Below are 20,592 nucleotides of genomic sequence, written 5' to 3'. Positions count from 1 at the left end.
ATTAATAAACCAAAATGAACTTGATAAATGAACGTAAATGGAGTAAATTGAACATTAAAGAACTTATTATTTTGTAAAGGGGACTATTTACATGGAAAGACGTTATGCTTCTCATCCAAATGAGGTTAAGCAATTCGATACGGAGCGCCTGCGCAAGGAATTTCATATTCCAACTTTATTTACAGCTAACAAACTAGAACTCGTATTAACTCATGAAGACCGTATGATCATTGGCGGAGCACATCCGGTTAATGAAGCAGTTAGATTGGAGACGGATCTGAAAGAACTCGGTGTATCTTTCTTCCTGGAGCGCCGCGAGCTTGGTATCATTAATATCGGCGGAGCAGGAAGCGTTACTGTAGACGGAACGGTATACGAATTGGATAATAAAGAATGCTTATTCGTAGGCATGGGCAGCAAAGAAGTTATTTTCAACAGCAAGGACGCTGCAAAGCCAGCTAAGTTCTATTTGAACTCCGCTCCGGCTCATAAAGAATTCCCTACCGCCAAAGCTACGCTCGAAGATTCAGAATCCGCTGAACTGGGTTCCATCACAAATTCTAACGAACGTAGAATCTATCGCTTCATTCACGAGAACGGAATTCAAAGCTCGCAGTTGGTTATGGGTTTGACCATCCTCAAGCCGGGCAATATGTGGAATACGATGCCAGCTCACGTGCACCCTCGTCGGATGGAAGCCTATGTGTACTTCGACCTTCCTGAGGATGCTGTAGTCGTCCACATGATGGGTGAGCCTACTGAGACAAGACATATCGTTATGAGAAATGATGAAGCTGTTATCTCCCCTAGCTGGTCTGTGCATAGTGGTGTTGGCACAAGCAACTACGCCTTCATCTGGAGCATGGCTGGAGACAACAAAATCTATTCTGATATGGACCCAGTAGATATGAAAGAGTTAAAATAAAGGTTCAAGTAAGAGTTCAGATGTTTGAAAAGAAATGAGGCTATGTTTAGATGAACCCGATCCGTCGCTACGAGAAGATCATGGAAGTATTGTTGATGAATAAAGAGGTTACGGTAGCAGAGCTGAGCGAGCGACTGCAGGTAACAGGGAAGACGATCCGTGAGGATCTGTCTAAATTGGAGGAACAGGGGCTGATTCGCCGTATCCATGGAGGAGCGATTCTTGCCCAGGACGATCAATTCGGTATCCTGCCTTCCAAAGAACCGATTGCCAAAAATGCAGACGCCAAAGTTGAGATCGCCTATGAAGCGATCCGCCATATCGCCAGAAATGACATTATCGCCCTTGACGGTGGCAGCACAACGCTTGAAATTGCACGCCGTCTGGATAATCAGCCGCTTACGGTAGTTACCAACGACGTCTATATCATCAGTGAGCTTGCAACTAAAGACCAGATCCTTCTCGTCGTTCCCGGAGGATATCGGGTTCGCAATATGCTCGCCGGGTCGGAAGCGAACTCATACGTCCGGCAGCTCAATATTCAGAAAGCATTCATATCGACGACAGGCGTTCATCCAGAACATGGCCTATCCATATATACCGGTGATTTAATTGATTTCAAGCGCGCATTAATCGATACCGCCCGTGAGACGTTTGCCGTTATCGATCATCATAAATTCGGACAATCCGCTCTGCGGACCTTTGCATCCCTCGATGAGATCAGCGCAATCATAACCGACCGCGGACTTACAGCCGAGATTGCTAAACCTTACAGGGATATGGGAATCCGAATTTTGACCAGCGGCTACGAACAAGGTGAGTCCAATTCATAAAGGAGAGTTATTCTAATGAAATTATTCGATCTATCCGGCAAGACTGCTCTTGTGACCGGCGCAGCCGGCGGACTGGGCCAAGGCATTGCACTAGGACTCGCGGAAGCAGGAGCAGACATTGTAAGTGCTTCCTACAGCTCCAGCGAAGAGACTGTAAAGGCCGCTCAAGCATTAGGCCGCAAAGCCCTCGATATTACTGTTGACTTAAGCGATCATTCTATTTTGCAACAAACTTTCGACAAGGCTCTTGAACTGACCGGACATGTAGATATTCTTGTGAACAATGCCGGGATTATTCGTCGTACTCCAGCTAAGGATCACAGCGAGAAAGATTGGTTTGACGTTATTGATATTAACCTCAACACTGTGTTCCTTCTGTCACAAATCGTTGGCAGACACATGATTGAGAGAGGCAGCGGCAAAATGATTAACATTTGCTCGATGCTCTCCTACCAAGGTGGAATTAATGTACCAGGCTATACAGCGTCCAAGCACGGTGTAGCGGGTCTGACGAAAGCATTTGCCAATGAGTGGGCAGCAAGTGGTCTACAAATCAACGGTATTGCTCCTGGTTATATGGCTACTAACAATACTGCTCCAATCCTGGCGAACGAAGAGAGAACTGCTTCGATTACCGAGAGAATTCCTGCAGGACGTTGGGGAACTCCTGACGACGTGAAGGGTCCTGCCGTATTCCTGGCTTCCTCGGCTTCTGATTACCTGAACGGTCACGTTCTATGTGTCGATGGCGGATGGATGGCAAGATAATCTCCTGCTAAATCAAAGAGCTGCCTGCAGTCATAATGACTGAGGCAGCTCTTTTTTATTTTATAAAATTATAAGGCAAAGAGACGACTTAACCATTGGATGCACAGATCCTTCCAGGTTGCCACATGAGGATCGATCTGCCCTTCATTTGTAGCCGTAAGCTTGGTAGCCAGCGATAATCCATGCGGTCCTTCCGGATAGATGTGCAATTCAAATGGAATGCCATGTCTGCGCATCGCCTGGGCAAATAGCAGACTGTTCTCCACCGGAACCGCCGTATCCTCAAATGTATGCCAGATGAACGCCGGTGGCGTCTTCTCACTCACCTGCTCCTCCAAAGACATCTCAGTAAGCAGCACTTCCTCCGGATCCTCACCTAACAGATTGTCAAAAGAGCCCCGATGCGCATGCTCCCCGCCGGATATAACCGGATAGCTCAGAATTAATGCATTCGGCCGATAAATGTCCGCGTCCTGGTCCTGTTTATCCTGAAGCAGCGGGTTATCCCAGTGAACTCCTAGGCTTGCTGCCAAGTGCCCGCCAGCGGAAAATCCACAGACCGCAATCTTATCGGTAAGAATATTCCATTCTTCCGCATTCTCCCGAAGAATACGAATTGCTCTGGACACGTCCAGCAATGGTTGCGGGTGCTTCCTTGGGGCTACACTATAATACAATACAAAGGCATGGAACCCGGCTGCATTGAACTCTAGAGCGATCGGTTCAGCTTCACGCTCAGATGTGAATCCATAGCCACCGCCGGGACAGATAAGAACCGCCCCTCTTTTTTGCTCGCCTTTTAAAATGTAAGTCTCCATCTTAGGGGTAAAACCGTCCTCCAGTTGTCCAGCATATGTACCTTGATCCCATATTTCAACGATTTTCTCGATCATCTTGTCCTCTCCTCTATGCCGTATATCCCTCATTATACTGCAAATTGTTACTTAAGGAGAATGAAAAAAAGCCCTAAAAAGGGCCTAGAATGTGGAAAATCATTTTTATGCCCCACTCCCAAGGGGGAGAGGACGGAACTGTGCCGCCCCCTCCTACTCGATTTATTGAAGGCTCCATAAAGCAGGCACATTCGCAGGTTCCCAACCAACAAGCGACGTATGTGGCTGTAGGCATTTATACACTTTTCCGTTATAGGTCACCAAATCGTCTTTGACGTATGCCTTATTGGCCACCCATGCATCAACGGTTGGCGTAGAGGCATCGGTTGTAACTGTCACGACATTACTAGCTACTGAGACGTTGCCCGCTGCGTCTTTGGCTATAACTGTAAAGGTATAAGTCGTGTTTGGAGATAGATTATTAATAACCGCCGTAAGAGTCGTACCGTTCACAGAAGCCGCCAGCGTGGAACCGTTATAGACATCGTAGCCTGTAACACCCACGTTATCTGTGGAAGCTTCCCAAGCCAGGGTTACGCTTGTTTGAGTTTTTGCCGTCGAGGTCAGATTTGCAGGAGCGGTAGGAGGAACAGTATCTGTAGGAGACGCTGCATCGGTAGTGACTGTTGCGACATTGCTAGCTGCCGAGACGTTGCCCGCCGCGTCTTTGGCTATGACTGTAAAGGTATAAGTCGTGTTTGGAGATAGATTATTAATAACCGCCGTAAGTGTCGTACCGTTCACGGAAGCCGCCAGCGTGGAACCGTTATAGACGTCGTAACCTGTAACACCCACGTTATCTGTGGAAGCTCCCCAAGCCAGGGTTACGCTTGTTTGAGTTTTTGTCGTGGAGGTCAGATTTGCAGGAGCGGTAGGAGGAACAGTATCCGGTGCCGTTGGTGTCGTAGTCACGACGTTGCTGGCTGCTGACACATTGCCCGCCGCGTCTTTCGCCTTTACGTAAAAGGATACGGCACTGCCTGCTGGAAGACCTGTTACGGTAAAAGTTGTTGTCGTAGAGCTGCCGATCAGATTCGAACCTTGATAGATGTCATATCCTGTTACACCGATATTATCGGTAGATGCTGTCCATGTTAATGTAGCGGATGTTGATGTTTGTGCAGTGATGGTAAGATTCGCAGGCGCGCTTGGTGGTTGCGTATCTGCAGGTGGAGCAGATTGAAGCTGCCATAATGTTGGAGCGGCAGAAGGCTCCCAACCTTGGATGGAAGTGTGGGCATAAGTACATTTGTAGAGGTTCCCGTTATAAGTAACATAAACTCCGACTGTATACGCAGTATTAGGTTGCCATGCAGGGAAGACAGGATCGGTAGGCGTCGTCACAGAGATAGAGTCACTAGGGGCAGAAGGGTTACCAGACAGATCTCTAGCAATAACATAGAAGTTGTAAGTAGTTCCTGGAGAGAGTCCAGTGATGGTCTCCGTTGTGCCATCAGTTGATTTAACAAGTGTGCCATTCTGGTAAATGTCGTAGCCAGCGATATCGTCGTTATCGGTTGAAGCACCCCAACTTAGCTTGACCGTCGTTTTTGTTTTGGCTAAGGCAGTGAGATTGGTCGGAGTGGTTGGAGGTTCATTATCGAGGATTGGCGGTGAAGTGGTGACCGAAAGGGCATTGCTGGCTGCGGAAGAGTTGCCAGCCGCATCTCTCGCTTTGACCGTAAAGATATACGTTGTGCTGCCTGTTAATCCTTTGATGAGTGCGGTTGTTGTTGCTCCGTCAACTGACTGAACGAGCGTACCATTTTTATAAACATCATAAGCCATAACACCTACATTATCCGTCGAAGGGTTCCAGCTTAATGTGACTTTCTTGTCGCCGTGGCCCGCATCAACTAAATTCGTTGGAGCAGTTGGTGGTGTGGTATCGGTTGGTGGTGTAGCTTGACTCAGGTCACCAGCAACCTTATCTAACAGCTTAGGTCCTGTACAGTTGAATTTTGGACTTGTGCGACAATCAGAGCTGAATTCCCAGATCATGGCACCGCCAAGATAATTGTTCTTGATGTATTCGGTCTTATAACCGATGGATTCGATATCATCATAAGAGATGAAGATTTTGGTCGTTGGATTGTAGAGATAAGGAACCTTGGCAATATTGTTGAAATAACGGGTATACCCATTTTTATTTACATAGTTTGCGGCAAGATCCCCGTAATCAAACACCCCTGTATTTGCTGTGTTGGTATCATCCCAAGTTCCGTTGGGAGCCCATTTGAACACAGAGCTGTTATCAGCTGCACAAGTCTGGTATTGACCGTCGTTATTCGGTCCTGGAGGGCAGTTCTTCCAACTGCGAGCCATGAACTCTAAGCCAAGAACGATTTTGTTCAGTGGGACGCCAGCATTTTTATAAGCTTGGATCGCACCATCCACGAAGAAGTTGTTGCTGTAGTATGGATCGCTAGGATCACCATAAAGACCGGTGTTATGGCTAGTTGTATCTTCAAAAGAACCGCCATGGAAGTCATAACTCATAATATTGATCCAATCGACGATTTGAGCAATTTTGCCCAGCTCTGTGTTATCCACGAATTTTTGACTCGCTCCGGAAGCGATGGTAAGGAGGTATTGTTTGCCATCTTCGGCTCCTGCTGCATCCAACTGATTACGGGTTTCTTGGAGTAGCAAGGTGTAGTTTTGTTTATCCTCCGGTCGGTAGCTATTACCTTTGATAGCTTCGACATTCGGATATTCCCAATCGAGGTCAACCCCATCAAACCCATAAGCTCGAAGCGCATCGACGGCGGATTTAGCGAAGTTCTTTCGGGTTTCATCAGATGCCGCAGTATCCGAGAAGCGATTGGACCATGTCCATCCTCCGACCGACAGGATCGTCTTCAATCGGGGATTTTTTGCCTTCAAATTCCGTAAGGCTCCAAAGTTACCGCAAGCCGCATCGGCCCAGCAACCAGTTGTTGGCCCGCCAGGTGTAGGGCGCAAGGCATCGGCATCAGGATCGCCAAGTACGATACTGCCATTAGGAACATTACCGGATTGAAGTGGTATACCGGTTACCGTACAAGGCCATGTATTTTTGTTCGGGTTATCTATAGCTGTAGAACCATTACCATGTTTACCATTCCAACAAATATCGGCAAACGCATAGTTGATGTGCGTGATTTTAGAAACATCGATATCGGTAACATTATAGCTGCGGCCGTAAATCCCCCAAGATGGAAAATATCCGACGATTTTGTAGTTTCCGTTCGGAGTGGCTGCGCTTGCATTTTGTACACCAATACCGGATACGAACGACCCGATGATCAGTAACAAGCAGAACCAGGCCATTCCAGCTTTTTTTAATACCTTGCTGTGAACCATGCATTCTCCTCCTTTTTTTGTACAACAGGTACCCCTATCTGCGCTTTTTTGCTTTGATGTTAAGTAGGCATGCTCTCGTTAGTGATACTGCGAATCACAAATCAAGGCCTCACCCCCTTTCAAGTGGGAAGCAGTAAGTCAATAGGCTTGGTATATGGAGAAAACAACATTGCGGAATAAATACAGCAAAGAACACGTATGTGGAAATACAGCAAAACTAGAGTGTAAATCCTTTAGGCGTGGGGCATGGGGTTTGATTAGAGTGAACAATTAAATGGGTGTTAATGGGGTGATATAGCATTTCACTTCGCAGAATGAAGCTAGGGGAGATACGAAACATACGCTGAGATTGCGATTTGGTACGAAAGTATTTATATGGCACAGAAAATAAAATATGACTTAAATAAGATGGATTTAAGAAGGATGTCACAGCCACCGCGGGCCATACCGCAACTAGCCGCCATGGCACCGCGATTCTAAGGGACATCTCCGTTACAGATCATAAAAAAGTAGGGGACTGTTTATCGCCCCCCACTTTTTTTCTATTTCCACCATTCGTCATAAGGTGCCACTGGCATCTGACGCTTATGCTCGCTGCGCAAATAGCGTTCCTCAATACTGGCCTCGGTCTTAGCATCTACTGCTGCGCCCGTTAAATAATCGTCCAGCGCTTTATAGGTAATGCCAAGCTCTGCTTCATCGGACTGCTGTGGCTTGTCATCAAGCAAATCAGCGGTGGGGACCTTCAAATACAGACGCTCCGTCGCATTCAATTCCTTAAGCAGTTCACGCCCCTGCTCCTTCGTTAGACCAGCCAATGGTACAAGGTCTGCGCCGCCGTCGCCAAATTTCGTATAGAAGCCGGTTACAGCCTCTGCTGCATGATCCGTACCGATGACAAGACAGCCCGTCTCCCCGCCGATTGCGTATTGGACCATCATCCGCATACGTGCCTTAGCATTGCCTTTGTTGAAATCAGACATCGGATGGCCGAACGATTGCTTGACCTGCTCGGAAAAAGCGAGTACCGGTTCCTGGATGTTAACGACCAGAGATTGATCCGGCCGGATAAAAGCCAGCGCCTCGGCTGCATCCTCCTCATCCTGCTGTGTTCCGTAAGGCAAGCGAACCGCATAGAATGTCGCTTCATAGTCTTCTGCTCGCAGCTCCTCGACCGCAAGCTGAGCCAACCGTCCGGCAAGTGTCGAATCCTGTCCCCCGCTGATCCCAAGGACGAAGCCTTTGGCTCTCGTCTTGCGGCAGTACGCCTTCAGGAAATCCACCCGCTGTCTGATCTCCTCCTTGGCTTGAATGACCGGCTTTACATGCAGCGCTTTAATGACTTGTTGTTGAATGCTCATATTGCTGATGGCTCCTCTCTATTTATATAGTTGGTGCTCTTTAATATAGGAATAGCAACTATCAGGCATAAGATAGCGCGGTTCTCCGCCCAATCTGAACTCATCACGGATATAGGTGGAGCTGATCTCCATCGCCAGCCCTTTATCGATAAGATGGAACGTTTGTCCGTCATCACTATTTCGCAGAATAGGCGACTTACTGATCGCCGAGAGCATATTGATCCCATCCCTGGCCATAACGATGAACTTGTTCTCACGAATGAGCTCCTTGGATTTTTTCCATTTCCCCTCACCGATATCAAGCAGCAGATCCGCTCCCATTATAAAATAAATCTCATCTTCCTGATATTTTGCCTTGAAGTGCTTAAGCGTTATATACGTCGCAATCTCCCAGCCTGGCTGCTTCATTTCATAATCATCGGCAACAAATCTATCATTCCCCTGGATCGCCATCACGATCATGTTCCAGCGATGCTCATCGCTCACATGCAACGTCTTGTCTGGGCGCTTGCTTGAGCAGGGCAGAAAAATAACCTGATCCAGCTTGCAACGATGCATCACCGTACTTGCCGTCCACAAATGCACGTTCGTGATCGGATCAAAGGATGATCCATAGATTCCTATCTTGGCCATCGCCGATTCCTCCCCTTGTCTCTCCCTTATAGAGGTTGTTCAAAAAGTCCCTCTTTGATCTTGAAGTAGCACTTATGCTTGGACTCTTCGGCCGACCTGCTGCATGATCTCGGCGATCAGCCGCATTTTGTTATCCCAGCATGCCTGGCTTAAATCTACGGGATACTCGGCCGGATTCAGCATTCGCTTGTATTCATCCCATAGCAGCTCCAGGTTCTGAGCCGCATATTGCTGAATCTCGGATAGCCCCGGCAACTTATAGACCAATTTGCCCGCCTCGAAGATCGTATGATGCAGCTCACGTGCTTCGAAATTAGTAACGAACTTGGCAACATGGGTATGCACCGGATGGAACATCTTCAGCGGATCCTCCTGCTGCGGATTCTCATGCACCAACGCGATATAATCGCCTTCCGATTTCTGATTGCCTTTATTGATAATACGGAACACTTTCTTGCGGCCAGGTGTGGTTACTTTCTCCGGATTCGAACTGATCTTGATCGTATCCTGCATTTGGCCATTCTCATCCTCGATGGCGATCAATTTATATACCGCGCCCAGGGCAGGCTGATCATAAGCCGTAATCAGCTTCGTTCCAACTCCCCATACGTCGATCTTCGCCCCCTGCGCTTTCAGGTTCATGATCGTATGCTCATCCAGATCATTGGTCGCGTAAATCTTGGCCTGCTTGAAGCCTGCTGCGTCAAGCATCTTGCGTGCTTCCTTCGACAAATATGCCAGGTCCCCGCTATCGAGACGGATGCCAAGGAAGTTAATCTTCGGGCCAAGTTCCTTGGCAACCTGGATCGCCGTAGGTACCCCTGATCTTAGCGTATCATAGGTATCCACCAAGAACACGCAATCCTTATGGGCTTCCGCATATTTGTGAAAGGCGGTGTATTCATCGCGATATGCTTGAACCATCGCATGGGCATGGGTACCTACCGTCGGAATGCCGAACAGCTTGCCGGCCCTGACGTTCGAGGTCGCTTCGAAGCCAGCGATATAGGCAGCTCTTGCTCCCCAGATCGCAGCGTCCATCTCTTGTGCACGTCTGGTTCCGAACTCCATGCTGATCTCTTGGCCGATCACCTGCTTGATCCGCGAGGCCTTCGTTGCAATCAAGGTTTGGAAATTGACCATATTGAGCAGAGCCGTCTCAATGAGTTGAGCCTCGGCCAGCGGAGCCTCGATCTGCATCATCGGCTCATTGGCGAAGACGAGTTCACCTTCCTGCATCGAGCGCACGCTTCCCGTAAATCGAAGCTGTTCCAAGTAAGCTAGGAATTCTTCGCTATATCCGTCTTCCCGTAAATAATCGAGATCGCTCTTTGTGAAGCGAAATTGTTGAAGGTACCGGATGACCCGCTCCAGCCCGGCAAAGACAGCATAACCGTTCTCGAAAGGAATTTTGCGGAAATAGACCTCGAATACGGCCTTACGTTCATGAATTTGATCCTGCCAGTAGGCCTGGGTCATATTGATTTGATATTTATCGGTATGCAGGGCATAGCTGTCATCCGCATAAGCGTCAGGCGCCGGCCGCATCTCTTTGTCAAGACTGTTCTTCATGGCTCATTCCTCCTCTTTACTGAATCTCCGCTCCGAGCGATCCTTTAAAATGACGCAGTGCCCAGACATGCCCTTCCTGATCGAAGCTGGCTACAGCTGCTTCATGGATAACGATATGAAATCCTCTATTATAAGCATCAACTGCCGTATGCAATACGCAAATATCCGTGCATACCCCGACCAGATGAAGCTCAGTTATTCCTCTTGCGCGAAGCTGCAGTTCAAGATCCGTCCCTGCAAACGCGCTGTATCTCGTCTTATCCATCCAATACACATTCTCGGATGTCTTATTCAACTGATAGACCTCCTCCAATGCGCCGTACAGCTCGCGTCCCTTCGTTCCCTCAAGATTATGCGGTGGGAATAGTATGGTCTCGGGATGAAGCTGATCCCCTTGTCTATGAAGATCAATCGCGAACACAACATAATCATTATTGCCAATATACTGTTTGGTAATGTCGACCATCGCCTGCTCAATCGCCTGCCCTGGCTTCCCACAGGTCAGCGCTCCATCATCGGCCACGAAATCATTCGTGTAATCAATATTGATTAATGCTCTCTTCTTCACTTCTGTCATCCTGAATACCTCCCTGATTTTACTTTCAATTCAATGCGAGTTCAAAAAGGTCGATTTTCAGCACCGAGAAGGTTGGATAAAGCTTGGGAGTGAGGAGCGGAGCGTACGTTTTGGATACGTGAGCACCTGAGATGTTTCCGTAGGAAACATGACTTCGTAAGCATATGCTTAGTCCCAGCTGAATTCAAGATTCGATGCCGAGCCCACTTCCTGATTCACTCCGTGATCAAAAGCGGACTTTTTGAACTACCTTTAATATGGTAAAGCGAGTGGTTCGCTTCTGTAGCTTTCTCGACAAAGCGATACAATTGCGTTGGCTTCTTAGAGGTTCGGGTTGTCTTCTTGCCGGGAACCTCTTGAATGAATGGCAATGATTTTATTTTACGGGCAAAAGATGCGTCCAGTGCAATCGCTGAATCATCGGTGACGGTAAGCAGCACCGCCTGAAGCTCCGAGTAAGTGAATTCCTCAGGCAGGAACTCCTTCGCTGCAGTCGTCTCCAGCAACTTGCGACGGATCACATCGATCGCATCACGGATGATCCGTTCGTGATCAAAAGCCAGCTCCAGCTTCAAGACATCCTCAACCGGGAATAGCTCAACTTCACTAGCGTCATCTCCACTCTGGCGATGCTTCAGAAGATGCTCCGGCACGATGGCATAGTGCGCGTTGGAGATAATCCATCCTCGTGGATCACGCCCCGGAGTGTCATACACGCCATAATGCTCCAGATGAATGCTGTCTACTCCAGTCTCCTCCTTCAATTCTCTGGCAGCAGACTGGAACGCCGTCTCATCCGGGTTCACGAAACCGCCGGGCAGCGCCCATTTGCCAGCTTCTATATTCGGACGCCCTTCACTATCCGTCATGCTCCGCTTGATAAGCATAATATACAGCTTCATAACCGGAGGTTTAAAAGGCTCAGGCTGACCTGATAGAATCGTAAACACCGCGATATCAGACGTATATCCATCCGGTGTTCGGTATTTCTTGGCGTCATAGTGCTGCAGTGCTTGTTCATTGGATATCACGCAGCGGACCTCCTTCATTTTTAACATTTAACAAATTGTTAATTGTAATTATACTGATCTCTTACGGCAAAGTCAACCATATTTATGCAATTTAGGCTCTTAATAAGTGTTCATTTATAGCTATGCAACCCCTAACTTTCTTTATAAAAAAGACACGAGGCATCCAGTGGATCCAAGCTGTTCCCCGCATAAGGAAACCAACCACATCCACCGAAACATAAACCTCGTGTCCTACTTTCCTATATCCTTTCACATCGCTATATCCACATATTCATCGGGCTTGATGCCTTCATACCGAACAAATGCGCGTTTGAAGGAATAGACATTTTCATAGCCCACGCGATGGGCGATAACATCAATAGCGCATTTTCTTTCCCGTAGTAGTTCCTTGGCCCTTTCCATGCGGAGCCGACATAAATAATCATAGAAATTGATTCCGGTAACCTCCTTGAAGATTTTCGATACTTTGGAGACCGACATTTGAAAGATTTCAGCAAGCTGCTTCAACGAAACGTCGGCACTGGTGTAATTTTCGTTGACATACTGCAGCAGCTGACTACCGACCGCGATAGTCGTTGTCGAGTTTGAGTAGCGGTTGCGTTCGCAAATCAAGGTGACGACTTCATATACGTAGCTCCACATCTCCCCGACATCCGCCCCTTCCGCTTTATTGGCGAACTGCTTCACGTAAATGCCGGTATCCAGATTCAATTCATGCAGCACTCGCAGCATCGTCTCCATCAATAAAGAGACCAAGCGAATTGTACTCGCTTTGGACAGGCAGCGCTTTCCGTTCTCCGTACTGATTTCATGCAAGATTTGCATGGTTGTATCCAGATTCCCGATCTTCAGATTATTGATTAGCTGCACCTCCCAATCTGTCGGGTAATAATATTCAACGATGGTTTGGGCGGTTTCTTCCTGGGTGTCGGGAAGATGGTCGCGTGAGAACATAATATACTGCAGGCTTTCGTTGGCTGTATAATACGATTTACTAATGCCGACCAGTCCCTTCTCTACCGTCCCGGGCAAGACATAAGGATGAAAACCGCAAGTCTGTTCGATCTCTTCCGTGATGCTGGCGGCGATTTGCTCCATCATCCCCTCCTGTCCAAAAAGGCCTTCCGAGGACAAAATCAGCGCCTTATCCGCATGGGTCACTTCAAACAGCTCATAATCCAGCCCATGACGCTCCATCACTTTCTCGACAATCACGATCGTCATCAATTCGATTTTGCGGATCTGGCCGAAGTCTGAGACGTCGCGGATCGCATGGAAGCTGATCAGTAATGTACAGAAATGCATTTCATCGGTATAACCGATGCCGATTTTTTTCAGTCCATTCATTTGCTGATCGTCCGTAAAATATCCTTTGAGCAGACGCTGGAACAAATTCGATTTGGCGCCTTTTTCATAGTCTTGCATCGATCGCTGAAGCTTCTCATTTTCATGCAGCAGCCGGTCAAAGGATTCTTCAATGTAATTATATTCGGAACCGGAGACGAGACTACTCCTGACGTCATCAGAACGGATCGCGGCGGAAAGCTTGCTCAGCAAGGCCCCTAACGGATGGTAACTGATCTTGGCCAACAGGAAGGCGGTTAGAGCGCCAAGCGCGGCGGATATCAAAATAGCCAGCAGCGAACTGAACAGATTGTTGATACCGATCACACTGCTATCAAGATAAGACATTTTATACTTCAGATCACTCTCAAGCGAGGGTACCACAAGCTCATAGCTGCTCTGGTTCCCCTGCTCCTCCCCATTAAGTCCTGCCTGGGTCTGCCTGTAGATCGGCTGTCCTTGCGTCGTTATTAAAATATCTGTGGACTCAATACTCCCGAACCGGTGCATATAGTCCGCGAAGTAAGCGCTGTCAATAAATAAAACAAGCACTCCTCGCGGTTGATTCACCACCTCTAGACTTTGAAAGACCAGAATGACACGTTTGCTGTTCCCCCACAGCTTCATCGTTTCCGGCGGTAGCATCTTGAAATACTGTTGTTCAAGTACGGAGCTCTCGATCCGCTGCCGTGTCTCATTATCGAATACGGCCACACTGGAAAAAAAGTCATCCTCCGCATAAGTCCCCCAAGCAGAAAAGATCTGTTCTTTTTCGGGAAAAAACAATCATTCCGAAGGAGAGAATATTCAAGGAGTTGATGGAATTCTCGAAGTTTCTACGAATTTCAAGCATCTTCAGAAAATCAAATTCATTCTCATACACGTCTGTATTCTGCATCATTTTCCGGACCCAAGACTCTTCGCTCATCAGTTTGCCTAAATTTTTGAGCTCCTGCAGTTTATCATCAACGACGACTGCAATACGATTGGCATCCGAGATGTGCTTGTCATGCAGCCGCTGCCTCTCCTCCATGATGTTCCGCTGGACATTCAAGCTGCTGAACACAATGATCGGAATAATCAGGATCACGGTATAGGATAAAAAGATTTTTCGAAACGTGACGCTTCCGAAGCTTCCATGTCGCAAAGGCCGTCCCCTCCTCCGGTTATTAATCAGTCATGAAGTAGAAGGAGGAAAACGGCGAACTCCCCTTGCTGACGGAGAGAACGCCCGTTTTCCCGGTTGTATAATCGTTATTCGATGCTGTTATATCTATCAAGCAGCTGCTGGTCGATTTCTATCAACTGATCAAGCCCTAGCTTTTTCAGCTCGGAAATATACTCATCCCAGTTATCGAGAGATTTCTGGCCCAAAGCCAGCTTGGTAGCAAGCTCTTCCGAATAGGTTCTGAGATTCGTTAAAATTTTCGTCTTCGTCTCAAGCTGCTGATCATCCGGAATCGCCAGGTAGTTGGCGTTCATGTTGACGAAATACGGCTTGTAATTAAGCATATTCAGCTCATGGTCGGCTTTATCCTTGGATACGCCGGACAGCTCGAATTCCAGATTGGCGAATTGGACGCGAGGGAACACGGTATCCCCGAATAGCGGACGCCCGGTGACCTGCCCTGATTTCGCCAGTTCTTCATCTGATCCGTTGTTGATATATACCTTCGCCCCATTGTCGTCCCTCTTGTAGGTCTGCCCTTCGATGCCCCAGTACAGCAGGTCCGCATATGGCTCAGAGTAGATCATATCGAAAAATCGGATAGCCGCTTCCACATCTTTACAGTCCTTGGTAATCGCATATTTTTGCCATACCAGGAACGGAGGCTCCAATTGCGCAGCCGGAGCTATGTTCTCAACGGCTTGGAGCGGCATCAACGGGAGGAAATCACCGCCGCCATTGATCGTTGGCTCCAGATAGGTTTCCAGATTGTAGTCGCTGATCGATGCCACCTGATTTTCGGTCATCTTCTGCTGCTTCTGCTCTCCCGTAGCCCCGATCAGGCTTGTATCGAGCACCCCTTCCTTAATAAGCTGCTGCAGATAGCGGAAATAGTCCTTGATGCCTTCCTGATACCATGGGGATACGATTTTTTTGTTCTCTACATCCACCGCCGTAATATCAGTGCCAAGTCCGAACCATTGTGCGATAGCGCCTTCGAATTTGCTCGTATCGTAGACGAGAACCTCGTCCGGTTTGCCGTTGCCGTTGGCGTCCTTGTCTCTGATCGCCTTCAACGTATCCAAATATTCCTCGGCATTGGCTGGAGCCGGAAGATTCAGCTTATCCAGCCAGTCTTTGCGGATCAGCATGCTTAAGGCCACTGGAGCCGGGTCCTTCTCCTGATACGTTTTTTTGTGCAGATCGCTGAACCAGTACATTTTGCCGTCAGGGGATGTCGTCGTTTTTTTGGCATAGGGGAATTCCTGATCATACATCTTCTTAATATTTCCATTGCTATATTTGTCGATTAACGGATTCAAATCAAGCAGCACGCCCTGCTTAGCCAGGTTCAGAACCGTCGTATTATCCAGCTGCGAAATATTCACAATGTCGGGGAGAGAAGAGCCTGAAGCCATTCTAGTCTGAATGACCACTTTATATTGCTCGTTTGGAACTAGCTCATATTCCAGCTCTAGTCCAGCTTCCTGTATCATTTTATCGACTTCAAACCACACCGGATATTTATCTCTATCCTCAAACTTAATGTACTTATTGGAGCCGGTTGGCCCAAGCAATTTCAATTTGCTGACGCTTTTCTCCACCGCCGAAGAGCTGCCTCCCTCCTCTTTTTTCACCTCTCCGCCGCCGCAGGCTGTGATGGTCCCGAACATAAGAACGGCCGCCACCAAAGACATCAGTGATCTTCTCCAACGCTTCATGTTTTACATTCCCCCTAGAAATGTTTGATAACGAAAAGTTTCTATTGCTATCGGATCTGCTTGATAGTTCACTTCAGCCAGAAAAGAAATCGCTTACATATTAATGTAACAAATCTATTCATGTCTATCAGATCCGAGGATGAACCTTTTTACCCTTTCCCGAAAAGCTGCTAAAGCTATTCTTTCAAGGAACCCAACAGCGCTCCCTTGATGAAGTACTTTTGAAAAAATGGGTAGGTGAAAATAACTGGCAAAGTAGTGAACACGATGATCGCATACTTCAATTGGATATTGGACAGCATCGTGGCCACTGCATTCTTGGCATCATCCAGCGACAGCATCTTCAGATCAACAGATTGCTGAACGACAACCCGATACAGGTACATTTGCAGCGGATGAAGTTTCTCATTTGGCAAATACACCAACGCATCGAACCAGCTGTTCCAGATGCCAACAATGGAATAAATGGCGATCACCGCCAAGATGGGCTTGGAAATCGGAATGATAATCTTGAACAGCAGCTGCAAATGGGAAGCACCATCGATAAAGGCGGATTCCTTCAACCCATCCGGAATTGTTGTAAAGAAGGTCCGAACCAGGATGATGTTCCAGATGCTGACCATTCCCGGAATAATGACCGCAAACATCGTATTGTATAACCCGAGCTTATTTACGAGCAGATAAGAGGGAATAAGTCCGCCCCCGATATACATGGGGATTAGCAGATACGCGACCACCCATTTTCTCCCCTTCAGATTTCGCACCGTTAACGGGTAAGCTCCCAATACAGCCATTAGGCAGTTCAGTAAGGTACCAGCACTAACATAAATCAGTGTGTTGGAGTAAGCCCACCACATTTTCGCATCTTTTACAATAAGCTCATACGAGCCAAGATTGAAGCCTTTCGGATACCAGAAAACATTCATGGCAGCTACTTCTTGCGGCGAACTGATGGACATGATGATGACAAAGTAAAATGGATACAGAGTGATCAAACAGATAATGAATGCGATTGCATATAGGATAATGTCGACGATGATAGAACCTTCTCTGATCTTGTTTGGATTTCTACGGGCCGAGACCATCTTGTTCCTCCTTACCACAAGGCATAGTCTGAATATTTACGGCTAAGCGAGTTAGCAACATACAACAGCGTAAAATTAATTAATGATATGAACAATCCTACCGCCGTCCCCATGCTAAAATTGCCACCAAGCAGACCGTCGCGGTACAAATAGGTGCCTATGACATCCGCCGTTTCATACACCATCGGATTGTAGATCAACAAAATAAATTCGCTGTTCGCCGATAGCAGACTGCCAATCGCGAAAATAAGCAAAATGAAGATCGTCGGACGAATGGATGGTAGCGAAATATGCAACATTTGCTTGAATCGGTTTGCTCCATCCATTTTTGCTGCTTCATACAAATTCGGGTCTACAGAGGACATAGCCGCCAGATACAAAATACTACTCCAGCCAAATGACTTCCATATGCTCGTAATCGTATAAATCGCCGGAAAATAGGCTGGTTCGGTATTTAATGCGATTGGCGTTCCGCCGAACATCTGGATGATAACATTAATAATCCCGTCCACATTGATGAAGGACAATACCATACCCGCCACAACTACATTGGAAATAAAATGCGGCAGATAACTAGCCGTCTGCACGAACTTTTTAAAGACGCCATGCTTCAGTTCATTTAGCAATAGAGAGAATACAATAGGTACCCAAAAGCCGAACACAAGGAAATAGAAACTAAGCAAGAATGTGTTGCGCATTAATCTTCCAAAGTAAGGTCCATTAAAAAAATTGATAAAATGCTTGAGTCCTACCCAGTTCGCATCTGTAAATGATAAGAAAGGTTTTCCCGGGTAATAATCCTGAAACGCGATCACTATGCCATACATCGGAATATAGCTGAAAATAAAAAGATGAACTAGAACGGGAAGCATTATCAGGTAAAGCTGAACATGGTCACGAAGGTGAAATGATCGGCGCTTTCCCGGTTGACTGATTACTTTCATGATCTTCCCCTTTCACTTACGATTGCGGTCATTTTTGGGCCCGTTCCGCAATTTCAATATAGTCGCGCCCTGATTTGAAAGGCAAGCAACATATTTTTCTCGGATTCGCAATATTTTCGCAGATAAGCTTCGACAGCATGGAAAGTTCGTAAATGAACTGCATTAAGAAGGATAAGAAAGAATAATAACATTAAATATTCCTCAAAATCCGAACGATAGCTTGCAAAGTCTATGTTTTTTATGTATTATAATCCTTGCGTGAACTTCTCATCATCAAAATCATCATAAGTTTGAGGTGACCAATGGTTCATTACGATTCCAATGAATTTAAACAAAAGTTGAGCCAGGTATATAATGAGGTGTCCAAGGAGTTGTTTGGCTTCGGTACTTCATTATTGAAGACAAGCGTACATCCCGAAGGAATCGTATTATATGCCAGACATCGTCGTTCCCCCCGCTCTACGGCTCTGGAGGGCGAGATTCCGGCTTTGAAATATGAAGTCGACTTCTATATGTCGATGATTTACAAGAAGAAGCTGAAATCCCGGCTTGAAGAGGAGCTTGGACTTCGGATCGAAGTGCTGCTTCGGGATTATGATCCCGCTACACAGTGGGCTGTCACAAACATTATTTTGCAAGAGGAAGTTTAAAAATCCCTTTTTGAACACGCACTAAAAGACGATTAACCTAGCGGCGCTTTCTTTTTGATTACATCTTAAGGACTGTCCGCACCCGTAACACAAGCAGATGCGGTTATTCTTTGTTTACAATGAATAAGTGCTCTAGTTAGAGATTTTCTTCTACCTAGAGTGCTTTTCTTTTTTTCATAACAAAATAGATGTACCAAAACTTTTATAGGAGTGAATTATTGTGAAAAAAACATGGGTTAAAGGTCTTCTGGCTTGTAGTCTTGCCGCGGTTGTATTGGCCGGATGCGGAAGCAACAGCAGTGACGGAAACGGCGCCAGCAGTAATACTGCAGGTGGCAAACAGCAGAAGCTAGTCATTTCGACCTGGGGCTTCGCAGAGGACTTCTATAATAAAGAGGTCTACGAACCGTTCGAAAAGGCGCATAATGTCAAAATCGTGCTTGAAACAGGTAACAACGCTGACCGTCTGAGCAAGATCATGCAAGGAAGTTCCGATGTCGACGTGATCTATCTGTCCGATTATTACGCGCAGCAGGGCATTGAAGCCGGTGCCTTCGAGAAAATCGATCGCAGCCATTTCAAGAACCTGGACCATATTTATGATATCGCCCAAGCTCCTAACGGCGAAGACTACGGCCCTGCCTATACCATTGGCCAACTGGGTATTGCTTATGACCCGCAAGCAGCTGGAACAACCATCGAATCCTGGAGCGACCTGTGGAAGCCCGAGCTGAAAGGCAAGCTGACGATGCCAAGCATCACCTCAACCAGCGGTCCAATGATGGTAGATGCCGCATCGAAAATTACGGGAAGCACAGAATTTAACGAAGATAAAGCTTTTGAACAATTAGCTGCGCTGAACCCAAGCGTTGTGAAATATTACAGTAAAACCTCTGAATTCGTAAACATGTTCATCCAAGGTGAAGCAGCAGCCGGACCGATCATGCAAATGTATCTGAGCGATCTGCAAAAGGCGGTTCCTGGTATTGAGTTCGTAACGCCAAAAGAAGGCGCCTATGCCATCATCAATACGCTTAACGTAGTTAAGGGAAGCAAGAACAAAGAGCTTGCTGAACAATTTATCGATTGGCAGCTTAGCCAAGAGGTTCAAGAGAAAGCCGCAAAAGCCAAAGTGGATTCCCCTGCAAACAAAGACGTAAAACTGACAGATGAAGAAGCCGCTGGCGTCACTTATGGAGCGGATGTCGTCGAAAATCTGCAAAAGCTGGACATGGCATTTGTTAATAGCCATCTAAAGGCTTGGACAGATCGCTTCAACCGTGAAGTCACCCGTTAATCGCTACTATAATATTCCGGGTATCTTAGGCAGCCTTGTATGCCTTCACTCAGGCAGGGGCTGCCTTAGCCCCTGCTTTTATTTAATATTTGAACGAAAACTTAGATCAGATCAGGGTCAATCGATTACCTTGAAAGGGGACAACCGCCTTCAGCGTGAGCCTAACGCGTATGTAGGCCTGAAGGTCGACTCGGAGGAATTTATTCACCGATTTATCTCCGTCCTGCGCAGCACGAATTAGAGAGGTATCTCACCCTTTTACATTTTGCAATTTAATAAAAGTACGTGTTCAAAAAGTCGGTTTTCAGCACCGAAGCTTATGCTTCCGATGTGCGTTTTTTTCAAAACGCTTCAGTTGGATGAAGCTAGGGTCTGAGGAGTGGAGCTACACGTTTTCGTAGAAAACGACTTCGTAAGCATCTGCTTAGGCCCGGGTGAATTCAAG

The 20,592-nt window shown here is 47.0% G+C and carries 17 protein-coding genes; 5 read left to right on the top strand and 12 right to left on the bottom strand.

All coding sequences use genetic code 11. The annotated features are described in order from the left end of the window. The first annotated feature begins 91 nt into the window (after positions 1–91). The 3 genes from kduI to kduD are packed head-to-tail and all read left to right on the top strand — an operon-like array spanning position 92 to position 2,526. On the top strand, positions 92–925 hold the full coding sequence (gene kduI / locus EI981_RS07915) for a 5-dehydro-4-deoxy-D-glucuronate isomerase (protein WP_126997007.1): 834 nt from the start codon (positions 92–94) through the stop codon (positions 923–925). 50 nt (positions 926–975) lie between these two features. Next, a complete protein-coding gene (locus EI981_RS07910) occupies positions 976–1,758 on the top strand; it encodes a DeoR/GlpR family DNA-binding transcription regulator (protein WP_126997005.1) in 783 nt (260 codons plus the stop codon). A gap of 15 nt (positions 1,759–1,773) precedes the next feature. Beyond that, positions 1,774–2,526, top strand: a complete 753-nt coding sequence (gene kduD, locus EI981_RS07905; protein WP_126997003.1) for a 2-dehydro-3-deoxy-D-gluconate 5-dehydrogenase KduD — start codon at positions 1,774–1,776, stop codon at positions 2,524–2,526. 68 nt (positions 2,527–2,594) lie between these two features. Here the strand turns inward: kduD and EI981_RS07900 are convergent, their stop codons facing one another. The 12 genes from EI981_RS07900 to EI981_RS07845 all read right to left on the bottom strand — a co-directional run bounded on the left by EI981_RS07900 (position 2,595) and on the right by EI981_RS07845 (position 18,200). Next, a complete protein-coding gene (locus EI981_RS07900; protein WP_126997002.1) occupies positions 2,595–3,419 on the bottom strand; it encodes an alpha/beta hydrolase in 825 nt (274 codons plus the stop codon). 162 nt (positions 3,420–3,581) lie between these two features. Continuing rightward, positions 3,582–6,764 carry a glycosyl hydrolase family 18 protein gene (locus EI981_RS28975; RefSeq protein ID WP_162616131.1) on the bottom strand — a complete coding sequence of 1,061 codons (3,183 nt, stop codon included), beginning with the start codon at positions 6,762–6,764 and terminating at the stop codon, positions 3,582–3,584. Between the two features lie 542 nt (positions 6,765–7,306). After that, the gene (gene nadE / locus EI981_RS07885; protein ID WP_126997000.1) at positions 7,307–8,125 is read right to left on the bottom strand and encodes an ammonia-dependent NAD(+) synthetase; all 819 of its coding nucleotides are present in this window, start codon (positions 8,123–8,125) and stop codon (positions 7,307–7,309) included. Positions 8,126–8,143: 18 nt separating this feature from the next. Continuing rightward, positions 8,144–8,758, bottom strand: a complete 615-nt coding sequence (gene nadD / locus EI981_RS07880) for a nicotinate (nicotinamide) nucleotide adenylyltransferase (RefSeq protein ID WP_126996998.1) — start codon at positions 8,756–8,758, stop codon at positions 8,144–8,146. 72 nt (positions 8,759–8,830) lie between these two features. Continuing rightward, complete coding sequence (locus EI981_RS07875; RefSeq protein ID WP_126996996.1) at positions 8,831–10,330, bottom strand: nicotinate phosphoribosyltransferase; 1,500 nt, start codon at positions 10,328–10,330, stop codon at positions 8,831–8,833. Positions 10,331–10,346: 16 nt separating this feature from the next. Further along, positions 10,347–10,907, bottom strand: a complete 561-nt coding sequence (locus EI981_RS07870; RefSeq protein WP_126996994.1) for a cysteine hydrolase family protein — start codon at positions 10,905–10,907, stop codon at positions 10,347–10,349. A 215-nt stretch (positions 10,908–11,122) separates the two neighbouring features. Then, positions 11,123–11,935 carry an NUDIX hydrolase gene (locus EI981_RS07865; RefSeq protein WP_127004465.1) on the bottom strand — a complete coding sequence of 271 codons (813 nt, stop codon included), beginning with the start codon at positions 11,933–11,935 and terminating at the stop codon, positions 11,123–11,125. Between the two features lie 252 nt (positions 11,936–12,187). Beyond that, a complete protein-coding gene (locus tag EI981_RS07860) occupies positions 12,188–13,996 on the bottom strand; it encodes a helix-turn-helix transcriptional regulator (protein WP_227011764.1) in 1,809 nt (602 codons plus the stop codon). Between the two features lie 13 nt (positions 13,997–14,009). Continuing rightward, positions 14,010–14,429: a hypothetical protein gene (locus EI981_RS29495; protein WP_227011763.1), complete on the bottom strand. Its 420-nt coding sequence runs from the start codon at positions 14,427–14,429 to the stop codon at positions 14,010–14,012. A 107-nt stretch (positions 14,430–14,536) separates the two neighbouring features. After that, positions 14,537–16,171 (bottom strand): extracellular solute-binding protein, encoded by a 1,635-nt coding sequence (locus EI981_RS07855; protein ID WP_126996992.1) that lies wholly within the window; start codon positions 16,169–16,171, stop codon positions 14,537–14,539. A gap of 176 nt (positions 16,172–16,347) precedes the next feature. Continuing rightward, on the bottom strand, positions 16,348–17,256 hold the full coding sequence (locus tag EI981_RS07850) for a carbohydrate ABC transporter permease (RefSeq protein WP_126996990.1): 909 nt from the start codon (positions 17,254–17,256) through the stop codon (positions 16,348–16,350). An 11-nt stretch (positions 17,257–17,267) separates the two neighbouring features. After that, entirely contained in the window at positions 17,268–18,200 is a 933-nt protein-coding gene (locus tag EI981_RS07845; RefSeq protein WP_126996988.1) for an ABC transporter permease, read from the bottom strand. A gap of 302 nt (positions 18,201–18,502) precedes the next feature. Here EI981_RS07845 and EI981_RS07840 point away from each other — a divergent pair, with 302 nt between their 5' ends. Beyond that, on the top strand, positions 18,503–18,850 hold the full coding sequence (locus tag EI981_RS07840) for a DUF2294 domain-containing protein (protein ID WP_126996986.1): 348 nt from the start codon (positions 18,503–18,505) through the stop codon (positions 18,848–18,850). Positions 18,851–19,070: 220 nt separating this feature from the next. After that, complete coding sequence (locus EI981_RS07835; RefSeq protein ID WP_126996984.1) at positions 19,071–20,147, top strand: ABC transporter substrate-binding protein; 1,077 nt, start codon at positions 19,071–19,073, stop codon at positions 20,145–20,147. Positions 20,148–20,592: the final 445 nt, after the last annotated feature.

It is taken from the genome of Paenibacillus lutimineralis (assembly GCF_003991425.1).
Lineage (GTDB): Bacteria > Bacillota > Bacilli > Paenibacillales > Paenibacillaceae > Fontibacillus > Fontibacillus lutimineralis.
Note: the sequence above shows the minus strand (reverse complement) of the source record. Positions and strands in the feature narration are given on the sequence as shown.